Genomic DNA, 14,520 nt, shown 5'->3' with positions numbered 1-14,520 from the left:
TAACGGTGCAATACAACAAAACTATCAAGATAGCCGATTTAATCGATTTTTTGAAAACACAGAAAAAAAACCTAACCTATTGTGTTTATGGGAAAGGATCATCGGTCCAAGCGACGCTGGACACCGACTGCGTGATTGATGAATACTCGGAGATCACCGATGACGACGAAGAAATTTTTCCAAAGTACATTACTCAAAACAATCTCGAGTTTTGGTTTACCGATGAACTCTTGGAGGATGTTACATTCAACGTACTAAAGCAAAAAACATCTGCTACAAATGAGGAAATACTAAAAGCCATTAAACATTATAATGAGCGCGACAGCTTCATGACGCTATGAAAAAACATTATGAATTATGCGCAATTCCTGAAGAAGCTTTCGCAAACAACTTATGACGAAAGGGGACAGGTTTGTTTTCTGATTCTCCGCAACGAAAATAATTCGGTCCCATTTTGGCCCTGCCTCAGGACTAAAAAATTGAGGAAACAAAAAATGGGCTCGAAAAAATCGTTTCTATTTGGACGGCGAACACCGATTGGGAACCGTCTACGCTTCGAGATGTGATGAGCCCAGAGTATTCTGACGACGGAGATTTTCTTGGCTCTGAGTTCAGCAAGGCTTTCTCACTTGGTTTTGTTGACGATGATACTGTCGAAGCAGATAAAATCGAGCCAACAAATTCTCTGATTGATGCAATTGACGGGTGCTCATACGACCTTGACATCGCGTCTGACATGAAAAATAAAAACACTCATCTGACCGATGCACCTATAGACACCATAGTTGCAATCTACGACTACTCCTTCTCGCCCCCCCAAAACACTAAAATCAGAAATAATCTATTTACATACCGAGGAAGCTTTGAATACCAAGACTGAACTCTCAGAGAATAGAGAGTAAGGGATAGATATAATTCTACACTCTAAAATAAATCTGTCCCTGAGAAATCGAAAAATTGATGGCGTAGTAAATCCTGACGATCACAATTATGGAGGACACTCGGGAGACAGTCCCTATACTTCATGGACAAGATCACCTGATATCGCCAGGCAATTTGCGAAAGAGGATGGACTTATTCTGAGAGTTAAAATTGGCGCCCCCAAAGAAGGGGGTAAGTGGTCATGGCAGTATTCGGAAGATCGTTGGGGGGAGCAAGAAGTTCTCTTGAAAGGACCCCGCAGCGGGGATATCGAGGTGTTTAAACCATGAATATATTAGATTTGTTACAGCAGAATTTTCATCTCGCAGACGGCGGGATAAAATCGGCTCAACTATTAAAAAAATCAACTGAAGAAAGTTTCATTTTTAAAAACGAATACATTATAAAGAAAACTAAGGAAGGTCTGAAGTACCCACCGATTTTTGATGCCCTCACTACTTGAGGTTCAAAAAATCATAAGTCGGTCGAAAATCAGACCCTTCCCGCCCTTAACTCACGGTTCTTTCCTCTGATCGCGCTGTTTCAGGGCGATTGGCCCGCATTACAGACGCACCTCGCCCATACCCATCAACCGTTTTCGCACCATCCACAGGTTCGACAAAGCGAACAACGTCGTCTGCTGCGCGATGTTTTTCGACAAGCCACGAAAGCGCACTTTCGTATAACCAAACTGGCGCTTGATCACGCGAAATGGATGCTCAACCTTGGCCCGTACCTGCGCTTTCGCGTATTCGATCTTGCGTCGCATGCGCCCGATCAAACTCTTTTTTCCGTGCTTTTTATAGCGGCTTGGACGCGCGGCAATCGACCAGATCATCTTGCGATCCTGATGCTCGGGACGCTTGTCCACGCCGGTGTAACCTGCGTCGCCACACACGTAAGTTTCCTCGCCGTGCAGCAACTGATCGACCTGCGTCACGTCCGCCACATTGGCCGCCGTGCCCACCAGGCTATGTACCAAACCCGACTCGGCATCAACACCGATGTGCGCTTTCATTCCAAAGAAATATTGATTTCCTTTCTTGGTCTGGTGCATTTCGGGATCGCGTTTGCCGTCCTTGTTCTTGGTCGAACTGGGCGCATGAATGATCGTGGCATCGACCACCGTGCCTTGGCGCAGCATCAATCCACGGTCACCCAAATAACCGTTGATAACCTGCAAAATCCCACCCGCCAGCTCATTTTTCTCCAGCAAACGGCGAAAATTGAGGATCGTGGTTTCGTCAGGAATTCGATCCAGATGCAGCCCTGCAAACTGGCGCAGGATCGTCGTTTCATACAGCGATTCTTCCATCGCCGGGTCGCTGTAGCCGAACCAGTTTTGCATCAGATGAACCCGTAACATCGCCAGCAACGGATACGCCGGACGACCGCCTTCACCATTCGGATAATACGGCTCGATCAAAGCAATCAAACCCTTCCAGGGCACGACCTGATCCATCTCGATCAGGAAGCGCTCACGTCGGGTTTGCTTACGTTTGCCGGCGTACTCGGCATCGGCGAAGGACATTTGTTTCATCGGGGCTCAACCGTTCTGTTCGTGTGAAGTGCGTATTTCACCAAATCTGGAAGTCTTTTTCAGAGTTTCCCTAACGATGCGTATAAAAAGGAACTCATCACTCAAAAAGAAATTGCAAACACAACTTCATCAGTAATGCCAGGATTTGAAGAGCTTATAAATGCGCTTTCAAGTATGGTGCCTGACGCAATACTATCAATGCGCTTCATTGACAGTACCAGTTGGGACGGTCGCATTTTTTATGATGAAAAAAATACATTTATTGGCGCAATAATTGGAAAAAAGAAAAAGAAAAATTGGGAGACGCCCCCGAACTGGGACGGCTCAGAGGAAATGCTACGAACCTACAACGCCCAAAAAGATAACTAAAAACCCTAAAGAAACGGGACACCCATTAGCCGGTCTCCAGTCAAGGCTAAAGGGTTTCTTCCTTCGTTTAAAGGCATGTCGAATTTGGATAAAGCGAAAGAAGGCGGCGCACCTTACATCATGAAGGATGGGGTTCCTCAACAGCTTCAGTCGCACCACTCAAGACAAAATGGAAAGGGACCGATTTTTGAGCTAAATCGTAAACTCACCTTACGACCTTAAAAGGCAAGGGCTGAAAAGCCGTTCACCCATACGGACATAGCCAACACCCGGATGCGCCTGTCGATAGGAAACTCTTTAAGAAAGAAGTCCCACAATATTGGAAAGATTGAGCAGCAGAGACCGCGAAATGATTTCGAGCGAGCTGATTCAACTTATTGAAAAGCAACCTGGTGATATCCACCGGACAGATAAATGCTCCGTTACCGAAGCACTAACAGCACTGAATATAAGTTTAGATAGTGAACTGTCAGAGTTCTTTTTTAAATTACACGATAACTTTTTTCAGAAGTAATTCTTCGGATGAAGAGCTATGTGACATCGCCGACCCAAGCAATGAGATAGAAGTTGGCACCCACTTTATTCATGAGGTATGGGAGCTACCAGAAAATTTCATTTGCCTCACAAGTGTTCAAGGTGAAGGGTGCTATCTATATGACAAAAATAGCGGGGAGGTTTTAGATTTTAGCCTTGCTAACCGAGATGATTTTTTAGCTGGAAAACAGCAGTTAAAATGGAGCGGCTTTTTTGAGTTTCTTACTTGGTGCTTATCTTAAAAATAAAACCAGCCGGAACAATTTTATACAGGGCAATGAGTCTGGGTGTCGGGCTCATGTGTCGCTGGCGAGTAGTCACTAGCCGCGGGGTTGACCAAGTGGAAGTGTAAAGGCATTACTCTGCAGCTAATCCCGGAATTGCCATCCACAAGTGTCAGCTAGGGGGGCGCGAGTTAGTGATGAAATCAGAGGCGATTCAATGCCTGGCCCGCGAGTTTTGTAAAGTCCCCCTACATCGCTTTTACTGAAACCACTTCCACAAACCTGAATTTCTTCTTGGCCGCCTTGGTAGCTTCCTGCTCTGCTAGAAGGGTGCTCAGCGTATCCGCCTCATGGACAATTTCGTGAGTCTTGCCCTCAAATTCATTGCCCACCCGCAGCGTTACCCTCAATCTGGGCGTGAACGCTTTGACGACCTTCTTTTTCTCCGCTGCCTTTGTCGGCTGTATGATCGCGATATCTGAGAGGGTGTCTTGCACGGGTAAGGCACTAGTCTGCGCAAGGTGCTCTGCACCGCCGAACAGTGCTCGGCGCATCTCTTCTTCAGTTAGTACTTCGTTCATGCAATTTCTCAGAAGGGTGTTATGTGCAAACGGTCTGGATTCTATCTGCATGACCGGTCTCTATAGCTGCGAGTCTCTGGGACAAACCCCTGAATCAGCCTTGAATCGATGGCGGTAGGACTGGCCAATTTGGTTTGCTTGTGCGCCCATACGGCCGGCTGAAGTCGACCCTATGCAGACGTTCGCTAAGTTGCAGAGGGTGGCTAAGGATTTTAGCGACCATTCCAACCCGCTGCCGGAAGCGGGGAGACTACTGCGAGGCATGAGCGAGTACGCGAAGCTTTAAGTGATTGGGTGCGGCGTCTATGGGCTTCGCTGTTATTCCGTGGTGAATTGCCGCTCGACGTATCGAGCAAAGCGGTTAAGGACGATTTGCCATTCCTTGCGCTGCTGATCTTCCGGTTGCGTTGATTCGGCGTCGAAGGTCTGACGAATCGTGACGCCCTTGTCAGATTCGACAAAATCTAATCGAACCACGCGGCCGTCGTCGTCTCGAAATTCAATCAGTCGGTTTAGCTCTATCTGCGTGTAGGTGGCAGCGAAGTCGAATCCCAGACCGCCGTCATTGGCTTCAATGCGCAACAACAGCTTCCCGCCAACCTTCAGATCATTCGATGCCCTAGTGGTGTGCCAATCGTCAGAGGCGTCCCATTGCACGATGTCCTCGGGATTGTTGAAAGCTTGCCAAGTGTCAGCGATGGGAGCGGCAACACTCGTTTCGATGTTGATTTTCATAAAGTAATGACCATTTCTTTAGTTCAGCGAATGGAAGCACTGAATGACGATTGAATCCATCGGTGAAGCACGACATTAATGCGTTGCCCTTGCTGGGTCAGCACTGAGCGGTGTTAGATAGCGCCTCCCGAAATGGCAGCTATTGGCCGTTCTTTGCCGGTCGTCACTACCACGTGTGCTGGTCAAGTCGAATGCAAACGGTTGGTCAGCACGAATGCAATTGCAATTACGCAATTGACGCCGAACGCGGTTTTTTATGCCTCAGGCGCTACGTTCGGTTGGGGTTTGAGGAACAGATCCCGAATCGCCGGATCGACGATTCGGCGCAGCGCATTGTCCAGTGCATCGAATACATCGAGTTCCTGACGGGTCTTGGCCGGGAGTTCTTTCAAATAGCCTTCGGCGAACTTGAGATGTGCGGCGGTGAATCGGTCATCCGGATCGGTCAGTTCGTTGTAATGGAAATGCGCGACCCACAACGCTTTGTTTTGGCGTGTCTTGTCGAAAATGCCGTACTCCTGAAAGTAGTCTTTGCGCTGTTTGGTCTTGATACGACCGCGTGCGTCTTTGATGATTGATATCTGATCGTGCTCTATGAGCCATTTCAGGTAAGTTTCGCGGGGCCTGCGTTTGATGAGCATCGCGCGGTAGACGCTCACCCCTTCGCGCCGGGCTTTTGCGGCCCCCGTACGCAGTTCTGCATTCAGGCTCCCCACGGGGAAGTCGGCGGCTCTGCGAGCCAGTATTAGCGCAACGTCATCAGCCGCTTGATCGAGTCGGGTCGCCTGCTGGTCGAGCAGGTCTTTCATGTCTGCCGGAACGCGGGAGGGACGTTGTGCATCGGCGCGGATTCGTTCAATGAACGCATCGAGTTCGACACTCAGAGCCAGCCCGTTGCCGATGATGTCTTGATCGTTCAGCGCCGCCGGTTGCACCGGGCGTCTGTTAGCCGTCTTGATAATGGGAACGTCATCGCCCGTCTGCAGTGTTTCGGTAGACGGTTTTTTTTGCGCCTCGACGACCCGTGGCCGTGATTTGCTCACTTTGCTGATGGCGCGTGAAGTGGAAGGCACCGGTTCAAGTCTTGCCATCTGGGCCACCGGTATTTCTTCCGCTTCCGGAAGCAATGTGAGCAGACGGCTGCGCGCCAGTTGATGGAATTCGGCAACCAACGTCCGAACGCGCTCAAAGCGGACGGGTTCCAGCTGATCGAGCAAGCTGACAGACAACTCCTCCAGACGCCGCTCGGCTTCTGCCAGACGGTCTACCAGCACGGTGAGTTGCTCGACATCGAGTGTTTGGATATGCGGAGGCTGTGCGGTACTGCGCCGCTCGACCAGGCTGTGGCCCGCGTCGGCCGCATTGTCGAAAATATCGACGACCGATTGACGTGCCTGACTCATGTCACTGTCCGACGCCTCACGCAGGCAAAGCTCCGTGGACATGCCGATTTCATTGGCCTTCAGGTCGTATTGGGACATTGCAGGCAGTAGCTTTCGCAGATCGCCAGCCACCTTGCGCGTGATGCCGGTGTGGTCCATCAACCGGTCCAGTGAGGCGTGCATGCGGCCGAGACGGTCGATCAATTCATCGCTCACGGCGATGGCCTTTTGTGCTGCCTCCATTTGCGCGGCACGGGATCTCGTCGTTGAAGGTTCCGTCTGACTGAACTGGGGCGCGATGATTTTCACGTATTCACGCAACTTCATTCGCATCCAGCCGTTCAGGTAGCGATGTTGTTCAATGGTGAAACGCATTAGCTGAGACTGATAAAACACGCCAGCGCCACCCGCTTCACGCCACGTTTCGAGGGCTTCCAGCGCCTGGCCATATCCGTTCGCCACCTCATCGGACCTGGAGATGTAACTGGCTATCGTTTCGTCGGACATCGGGGCTGATACGTCGTTGCCTTCCAAGGGGTTCAAGACCTCATCAACACTGGCCTTTCGAATGGCTTCCTGTTCGATGAACCGATGCAGTGCGGCCCATGCATCGTCCTTTGTTTTGATTTTTTCTCGCCGCATCGCTTCGATCCGGCGGGTTGGGCCGCCGCCGCGTAACCGAAGCTTGAGATCCCAGTGCCAGCTACCTGCCTTTTCGTCGTACTTCACGCAAAATCCTGGGTAGGCGGGATTGTTCGGATCGAGAACGAGCACCGGTTCGTCCGCGTCGGCGCTGACCTGAAACCATCTCACACCCACCTGGGCGTACAGCTTTCCCTCGTGCTCATAAAGATGGTCGGCATTGGATAATGTTCCGTCGGGCAGGTGCGGAGCCGATACTTTCAGTTGATCGATCTTTTGTAAAAATTGGGCTTCTGCACTGCTACGGGTCGGCCCGGCGGGCGCCAGGGCGCAGAGATGAGCCTCGGGCAGTTCAGCGCTTAGCGGGGTCGCGTCATGCGTAACCATTACAGCCTGAGCGGAGGAGGTAATGATTTGAGGTTCGTCCATGGGCACGCGTTTCGGCGCAGAGATCTCATCAAGGGGACTTGATAGCCGAATTCGCCGTGTCGCGACGCGTTGCGAGAGAAGAATGCCCAGGGTCAGTAGCAGGTCGCCGATCGAGGACCATTCCACGAGTGTGTCGCCGCGTTCTATGGCATCCAGAGCCTGCTGGATCTGACTGATGCTTTGCCAGACCCAGACCGCAGTACCCGCCGGGCCGCTGAGAAAGTTGGCCGCCATCGAGAAAGTCGCCCAGCCACTGTCCGCCAGCAGCGCCCAGCGACGCTCGCCATTGGAAGTCGATTGGCGGTCGGCGAGCTCGGCCATGGCTTGGCTATTTTGGGTATAGAGGGTCGTGAGAACGTCGCCGCTCAGAGGTGTGTGTGCCAGTTCAACCGAGGCGGTCAGGTCTAGGTGAATAAATGGCTCGAAGGCCAGTTCGGTAATGGTCCAGGGCGAGGGAATGCCGCTGGAAAACACATACTGGGCGTACTCGAAACTCAACGCGCGGGTAGGCAGCCAAGCCAGTATCGAATCGCGCATTTCGCCCGACTGATAAAACGCGTACAGCATGTTTTGCTCGGAAGGAAACTGGTGCAGCGGTTGATCCAGCAAGGGTCGATAAAGCAGGCATGGGCCGCTCGAGCCTTTGCGCGGCTCGATGATGTACATGTTCGCGACGGTGTCGGGTGTGTTGCCTAGACGGTAGCGGGGCATGAACGCCAGCGGGCGGATTTGCACCGGCCACTCGGTGAAGGGTGAGTCGTTTTTGATCGACTCCATCAGTTGGCAGACCTGACGGTAACCCACCTCATCGACTTCACCTTGGTGCTTGAGTTTGCACTCCAGCGCCAACATGGGCAGGAGTAACGGCAGCTGACGACAGTAGCGGACCTTGTAACGGCGAGCCTGCACCGGGTCATCGATGAGTGTGCGTTTGATCAGCTGCGGATAGGTTTCGCCGAGGTTGATCGCGTTGGCCAGGCGCAATAAGAACGTAACCGTTATCCACTCTGGCACGGCTGTGCCATCGGCATAGGCCACCGTTGCGCTATAGGGGCGGGTGTTTTGCAGGGCGAATTCGCCCAGGGTTTCGACGCTGACGTTGCGCGGGTCGGGCAGGGTGAAACCGCCGGCTTCGAAGCTATGGGTGACGGTGATCCGAACGTCATCAAGGCGCAGGCTCACGGCATCGGTATCAGTTTTGTCGGCAACGATGGCGTCACGCATGCGCTGCTGGGCATAGGTTTGAATCAGAGGAATATCGTTGGCGTCAAAAGCGTCATTGCCGGTCTCGTCTCTGAGGTTTCCAAGCTCGGTCAAGTACCCGCCGTAGGCTTGGATATCGTCAAGTGAGCCCGTTGATAGCCACGAGGGAATTGAGCTTTCCAGCTGTTCGATATGCGCCTTTTCCCCGGTGCTGATCGTGCTGCGTTCGTCCTGTCGGGAGGTAAACCCGGCCAAGGGCGAGCGACTGGCTGGATCGAGAGCATCAATGGAGTCGATCTGACAACCCACCAATGCCCAAACCATGGCATCAAAAATATTGCCTTCAGGTTCGTAGAGTCGCCACTTCAGGCTCTGGCCGCTCAGATCGATGCCGATCCGTGCGGGAAGGCTGGTGCCCAGTTGCTCCATCGAGCTGAACGATTCGTAGCCGTCGACGATGGTGTACATCGTAATCAGCTTACGGCTGCCCGAAGTGGCGGTCAGCACCAGGGCGCCGCCGATCATCAGATGCCGGGTGTTATCGTCCTCTGCCGATTCAACGGCGAGATCGAGATCAAGCAAGCAGGCGCGCACGTTCGACAGCCCGTTGCCGGAAGCCGGGCGCAATATTTTGTCGGGGTATTGCGAGACGAGTCGCCCGAGGCTGCACTCATCCGAGTCCCATCCAGTGACCGACTGAACATCGGGCGCCTCTTTCAGGGTGTCGGACAACACCTGCCAGCGCGGCAAGTTTTCCGTGATTTCATTCCAATAGTCCAGCTGGCTTTGTTCGAAGCCGATGAACAACAACGGAGCGTACTCGTTTAGCAGGGTAGTGATGGCGTCCATGCTGACCGGCAGATGGATTGGTTCGGCGGCATGAGGTGTAAAGGTCAGAAAGTGTTCACTTTCGATGTAGTTGGCTGTTGCTGGGGTAAAGGCCATACGCACCAGTGCGTGCGTCAGTGATTCGAAACGGCTGCTGCGGGTGACGATTTCCTCGCCCTGCTCATGCCATAACGGGGACATCAACACGGCTTTGTCGGGATCGATCTGTTGCTCGGGAAAGCTTTTTAACAAGGCCTTGCGCAGTAAATGCGCAGCGGCGCCATGCAGGGTCGGACCACCGCTGGTTTGCTCCACCAGACGGCTTTTGTTCAACAGCAGTGGGGCGGTGTTCGTTCGGGTTGTTTTGCTCATGAAATCGTGACCGGTTGGGGATGGGCGTGACGGCAGACTGCCGTCTGCAATCGAAAGTACCCGCGCATCCACCGGGTCAGGTGGTAGATATATATGGGTTGAAAAGAAGCCCGCGCTCGACGGGCTTGTGAGTCAAATGATGGCTCAGGAGAAGAACAGCGCGGCGGCCTGCGAGCGGCTGATGGCGCTGCGGTGGATGGCAATCAGCTCGTGGTTGCTGTGGTTCTCGCGCCAATCGTAAGCACCGCCGAGACGACGCTGATCGGCAGTTTTCAGGTGCGCGGCGGTGAATGAAGGCAGAGGATCTGTGGGATTGGCGTAGTGGAAGTGCGCGTACCACAGAACCTTGCTGGTTTTCTTGTCGAGTATTTCGTACTCCTGCAAATAGTCCCTGCGCGGGCCTTTCAGCCGGCGTCGCTCGGCAGTCTTGGCAATGCGCAATTCACCCTTCTCGTGCAGCCATTCAACTCGCGCCGCCGTGGGGGCCTGTTGCTTGGTCATCGCGATGCGGGTGACGCGACCCGTGGCGTAGAGAGCTGTCGCTTCGGTATCGAGTTGCTGACGCAACGTGGCGGTGGCCGTTTCAGTAGTGGAGCTATTACCCGCTGTGAGCGCCTGATCAATCCTGTCCATGACGTTACGTAGACGATCGGCATGCAGGTAATAGACCTCCTCGGTTTCCGTTGGATTGCGCTGCGCCCGATTGAGGTGTGCCTGCGTGCGCTGTTTAAATGCCGGTAATTGGTCCAGCAATGCCTTGCCATTGAGCATGCATTTGGCCAGATCGGGCTTTGTTTTGGGTGGCGGGGTGTTCTTTTCCGAGACGCGTTCCAGCCAGACGCCTGGCGTTTTCTCATGAAAAGTGGCAATCACCTTTCCCGTCAGCGGCGCGAGCACATCGACCAGATGGCTGTCTTTGCCCTTTGCGCTCTGGCGTCGCTGACCCACGAGCGTGCCTTTGAAACGGGTCTTGATGATGATTTTTTTTGCCGTCGAGGCAGCGGATTTCGATGGGCCGGCGACCGGCTCAAGGTGTCGTTGTTCGCGCAATAGATCCGATAAGTGTTGCGCAGTGCGTTGACCAAATTCCGCGACGCGTTTCTGCACTTTTTCGAGACGGTCGGGTACCTGATGCTCCGGAAATTCGGCGGCGAAATCGAGAAAGCGCTGGTCGATGATTGCGAACTGTTCGACCAGGTTGTTCAGCGCGTCTGTCCGTTCACTGAGATTGTTCAGGCTTTCTTCATTCGTGCTCAGATCCAAAGCGCTTTGAATGTTGAGTGCGGCATCTTCGACCAGGCTTTCCAGTGCGACTTGAGCTTCTTCCCGAGCGGCACCCGAGGCACCCTTGAGACAGAGTTTCTGCCCTAGCGTGATCTGCAGCATCTTCAGCTGATCCAGCGAAAAAGGTGGAAGTCTGGATTTGTATTGACGCGTGACCTCGGCGGCCTCTTTGCCCAGCAGGCTGAGTTCTGCGAAACGGGTCTGCGCGAATTCGACTTTGTCGATGACACCCTGTGTCAACTCGGTCATCGTTTCAAAAGGCTCGGAACGGTTGCTCGTGGATTCGCTGTTTGTTTCGTCGAGCAGTTCCATAGTGATACGCAGGCTATCGCGGAACGTGGTGTCGCTTTCGCTCAGCCAAGACTGCATGAGGAACAGTTGCAGGGATATTCGGTCCAGCATCGCAGTCCGGTAATTGGGGACGGCTTCCAGAATGTTCAGTGCTTTCAGTTCTTGAATGTGGGTGGTGTATTCACCGATCTGCGTATCAAGCGTGTCGAGGAAGTGCTGGCGCGCAATGTCGGCCGTTTCAGGCGTCGCCTCCAGCATGGCACGACGGACTTCGACCAGCTGCAATCGCTTGGCGGTCAGGCCAGCGTCAAAGGCGGCGATGTCTTCTTTCTTTTTGCGCAGTTGCTCCTGATTCTGTTGTTGCAGTTGTTTGCGCCGGCTCCTCAGGCCGCCGCCGCGCAGTCGCAAGCGCAGGTCGACAAACCATTCGCCGCGCTGGTTGCTGATCAGTAACGGTCCCTTGCGCGGCGGTTGCTGGCTAGAATCGATGATTTGCACATCGTCGTTGTCGTTGAGTTCGACTTCGAACCAGCGCTCGGCTACTCGGGCGTACCATTTTTGACCGCTGGCAGTGAGGTGCCTGTAGGAGCCCTCGGTTGCCGGTTTGGCGTTTGTTTCTGGCTTCGTGATTTTCAGGCTGTCGAGCACGGTACCCAGGCCTGGTCGGGATCGATCCACTGCGCCAAGATCGTGCAACGACAGTTCATGGCTGCTCGGCAGCTCATGATCAGGGATGTCTGCCAACCGGGTCGCGCTGATACGGGCTATCTTCACTTCTTCCGTCGCCGCGGGCGCTTTTTCCGTGTCGATGGCCAACGGCGCTCGTTGAGGTTTTTTACGAGTGGCCGATCGGTGGGCGAGCACCATGCCCAGCGTCAAAAAGAGATCCGCCAGGGCCGCCCAGGCCAGAGGTTTTTGCTGCTGCTCAGCGGCATCTGCGATGTTCTGCAGGTCGTCCATGATCTGCCAGATCCATGCGGCCGTGTTCACTCCACGACCCAGAAATGGCAGCGCCACACTGAACAGCGCCCATCCGCCACGCTTGAGAGAAGCCCATCGCGCCTCGGCATTGGACACCGATTGGCTGTCCGCTTGAGCGATCAGTGCCTCGGCATTGGCCTTGAACAAGGTCGATAGCACATCGTTTTCAATCACCCGATGACCGAGCGTCACCGGCCCTGGCAGGTTCAGTGACAGGGTGGGGTCGATCAGAAGTTGCGGCACCGTCCACACCGAAGGCAGCGCCCCTGGAAAAACGTATTGCGAGTAATTGAAACGTACGCTGTCGGGTAGCCACGCCAGTACGGACTGGCGCAGTGACCTTGAGTGTTTGATGGCATACAGCAGATTGGCCGTCGACGGGTATTGCAACAGCGCAGGTTCAAGCAGCGGACGGTAAAGCAGGCACGGCCCCTTATCTTGATCCTGTGGGCCGATCACAAACATGTTGACCACCTCGTCGGTCTTCCCGTTGGGGGAGTCGCCAGTGGCGAAGGCCAATGGACGAACCACGATCCGTTGGCCGTCGACCTGTTGTTCCACCCGCTCGCTTGCCAACGCCGCGACGACGTAGCGGTAACCTTGCTCAGTCAGGCCTCCTTCGCCGCGGATTTTGTATTGCACGGCCAGCAACGGCAGCTCGAGTGGCAACTGCTGGGTGAAGAGCTGCTGCAAGCGGGAGGCCTGGGAGGTGTCGTCGATTAGCCTGTTTTGCAGCAAGGCCGGATAGGCTTCGCCGATGTCGACCGTTGTCACCAGTTCTTCCAGGTAACCAATGGTCATCCATTCCGGCAGCGCAGCGCCGTCCCGGTGGCGCACCGATTTATTTCCCAGTGCCAGGGCGCCCAGATTCTCAAGTGCAAGGTCGACAAGCGACAGCGTCTGAGTGTCTATCTGCCCCGGAGTTACGAAGGTGCCCCAGACTTCGACGCTGGTGACGGTGATCTCCACGTCTTTCAAATCGACATGTTCTGTCTGGGCAGGTGTCTGTTTTATTTGTTTCTCCAGCTCATCCCGAGTGAATTTTTTGATACCGGGCAGCTCGCTTTGAAAGGTTTTGCCAGCGTTTTGCTGCTGCACGACCGCCAGGTCCAGCAGGTGTCGGCTGTAACGGTTTTGGTCGGCGGGGCTGGCGTCTTCAAGCCACTGCGGAAGTGAATGTTGCAGCCGCGAGAAATGAGGTGTTCGCTGCTCCGTCATGGCTTGCTGGTTGTCGGGTCCACCGCGTCGTGGCGTTAAAATCGGATCGTCCGAGCGCTGGAAAAAATCGATTGAGCCTATCGCCTCGGCTTCTAGCGCAATCAGGGTGCAAGCCTGGTGGTCGAAAAAGTTGCCCTCGGGTTCGAACAATCGCCAGCTCAGACTGCTTGCAGCGTTTTTCACCAGTGATTGCAGCGTTTGTCCCAGCTCCTCGAACGTATCGAAGCGTTGAAATCCTTCCGTCAGCGAGTGCATGAGAATCAATGTGCGCTTGCCGAGCGTGCCCACCAGTACAGCGGCGTCCAGAACGTTTAGATGCTTGTGTGCCGTGTCATCAAGGTCGATCAGGCAGACGCGGGTCTTGTATTTGTCGGTGGCCAGCCGCAGTGATTTATCGGGTTGCCCGAACACGGCGTGCGCCATGGCCCGTTGATCCTCATCCCAGCCGTTGTTAGCGCTGACGTTCCACAGCTGCTGCAAGGTGTGCGAAAGCTGATGCCAGCGCGGCTGGTCGGGCGCGGTGGTTTGGTTCCAGTAGTCGAGCTGCTGTTCCTGATAGGCGATGAACAGCAGCGGGGCGAGTTCGTTGAGCCGGGCTGCGATCGCTTCGATCTTTACTGGAAGCTGGGTGACCGGTTCGACGCCGGGTTGTTCGGTGAGGAAGTGTTCGCCATCGATGCAGGTCGCGGTGGTGCCGGACAGCGCGAGGCGAACCAGTGCATGGGTGAGGGATTCGAATCGGCAGGGACCAGCCTTGACCGTTTCTGCGTCGGTCAACCAGGTCGGTGTCGCAACCATGGCCCGCGCCGGGTCGATTTTCAGGTGCGGGTAAAGCGTAGCGAGCGCGGGACGCAAGGCACTCGCGGCGACTTCGGTGAGCGAAGGGCCGGTCACCAGTTGAGTCAGTACATCCACAGCACTTGGTGTTGAAGTTTCGGGCATGACCATTTCCTTGTCTGACGGCGGCGGCCGCTGTCGTGAGCAGC

At 54.2% G+C, this 14,520-nt stretch carries 9 protein-coding genes; 4 read left to right on the top strand and 5 right to left on the bottom strand.

The window, feature by feature from the left end; translation table 11 throughout:
- The first annotated feature begins 5 nt into the window (after positions 1-5).
- The 3 genes from ACYZTU_RS00735 to ACYZTU_RS00725 all read left to right on the top strand — a co-directional run bounded on the left by ACYZTU_RS00735 (position 6) and on the right by ACYZTU_RS00725 (position 1,384).
- Positions 6-341 carry a DUF7716 domain-containing protein gene (locus tag ACYZTU_RS00735; protein WP_461967318.1) on the top strand — a complete coding sequence of 112 codons (336 nt, stop codon included), beginning with the start codon at positions 6-8 and terminating at the stop codon, positions 339-341.
- Positions 342-478: 137 nt separating this feature from the next.
- A complete protein-coding gene (locus ACYZTU_RS00730) occupies positions 479-880 on the top strand; it encodes an immunity 22 family protein (protein WP_461971193.1) in 402 nt (133 codons plus the stop codon).
- A gap of 327 nt (positions 881-1,207) precedes the next feature.
- Complete coding sequence (locus ACYZTU_RS00725; protein ID WP_461967316.1) at positions 1,208-1,384, top strand: hypothetical protein; 177 nt, start codon at positions 1,208-1,210, stop codon at positions 1,382-1,384.
- Between the two features lie 99 nt (positions 1,385-1,483).
- Here the strand turns inward: ACYZTU_RS00725 and ACYZTU_RS00720 are convergent, their stop codons facing one another.
- Complete coding sequence (locus tag ACYZTU_RS00720; protein WP_461964113.1) at positions 1,484-2,461, bottom strand: IS5 family transposase; 978 nt, start codon at positions 2,459-2,461, stop codon at positions 1,484-1,486.
- Positions 2,462-2,596: 135 nt separating this feature from the next.
- Here ACYZTU_RS00720 and ACYZTU_RS00715 point away from each other — a divergent pair, with 135 nt between their 5' ends.
- Positions 2,597-2,830: a hypothetical protein gene (locus ACYZTU_RS00715; RefSeq protein ID WP_461967314.1), complete on the top strand. Its 234-nt coding sequence runs from the start codon at positions 2,597-2,599 to the stop codon at positions 2,828-2,830.
- A gap of 1,006 nt (positions 2,831-3,836) precedes the next feature.
- Here ACYZTU_RS00715 and ACYZTU_RS00710 read toward each other — a convergent pair.
- From ACYZTU_RS00710 to ACYZTU_RS00695, 4 genes are all read right to left on the bottom strand, one after another.
- Entirely contained in the window at positions 3,837-4,169 is a 333-nt protein-coding gene (locus ACYZTU_RS00710) for a hypothetical protein (RefSeq protein WP_461967312.1), read from the bottom strand.
- A gap of 318 nt (positions 4,170-4,487) precedes the next feature.
- Positions 4,488-4,904, bottom strand: coding sequence for an SRPBCC domain-containing protein (locus tag ACYZTU_RS00705; RefSeq protein ID WP_461965495.1), 417 nt, complete (start codon positions 4,902-4,904; stop codon positions 4,488-4,490).
- A 254-nt stretch (positions 4,905-5,158) separates the two neighbouring features.
- Positions 5,159-9,760, bottom strand: coding sequence for a dermonecrotic toxin domain-containing protein (locus tag ACYZTU_RS00700; protein WP_461967310.1), 4,602 nt, complete (start codon positions 9,758-9,760; stop codon positions 5,159-5,161).
- A 144-nt stretch (positions 9,761-9,904) separates the two neighbouring features.
- Positions 9,905-14,476 carry a dermonecrotic toxin domain-containing protein gene (locus ACYZTU_RS00695; RefSeq protein ID WP_461967308.1) on the bottom strand — a complete coding sequence of 1,524 codons (4,572 nt, stop codon included), beginning with the start codon at positions 14,474-14,476 and terminating at the stop codon, positions 9,905-9,907.
- Positions 14,477-14,520 lie beyond the last annotated feature (44 nt).

The organism is Pseudomonas sp. HLT2-19-2, assembly GCF_054898005.1.
This window is presented reverse-complemented; position numbering and strand designations above follow the sequence as displayed.

What these genes read in the sequence shown, in the direction of transcription:
- ACYZTU_RS00725 (WP_461967316.1), top strand. Translation starts at nt 1,208, where the DNA reads ATGAATATATTAGATTTGTTACAGCAGAATTTTCATCTCGCAGACGGC.
- ACYZTU_RS00720 (WP_461964113.1), bottom strand. Translation starts at nt 2,461, where the DNA reads ATGAAACAAATGTCCTTCGCCGATGCCGAGTACGCCGGCAAACGTAAG.
- ACYZTU_RS00715 (WP_461967314.1), top strand. Translation starts at nt 2,597, where the DNA reads ATGCCAGGATTTGAAGAGCTTATAAATGCGCTTTCAAGTATGGTGCCT.
- ACYZTU_RS00710 (WP_461967312.1), bottom strand. Translation starts at nt 4,169, where the DNA reads ATGAACGAAGTACTAACTGAAGAAGAGATGCGCCGAGCACTGTTCGGC.
- ACYZTU_RS00705 (WP_461965495.1), bottom strand. Translation starts at nt 4,904, where the DNA reads ATGAAAATCAACATCGAAACGAGTGTTGCCGCTCCCATCGCTGACACT.
- ACYZTU_RS00700 (WP_461967310.1), bottom strand. Translation starts at nt 9,760, where the DNA reads ATGAGCAAAACAACCCGAACGAACACCGCCCCACTGCTGTTGAACAAA.
- ACYZTU_RS00695 (WP_461967308.1), bottom strand. Translation starts at nt 14,476, where the DNA reads ATGCCCGAAACTTCAACACCAAGTGCTGTGGATGTACTGACTCAACTG.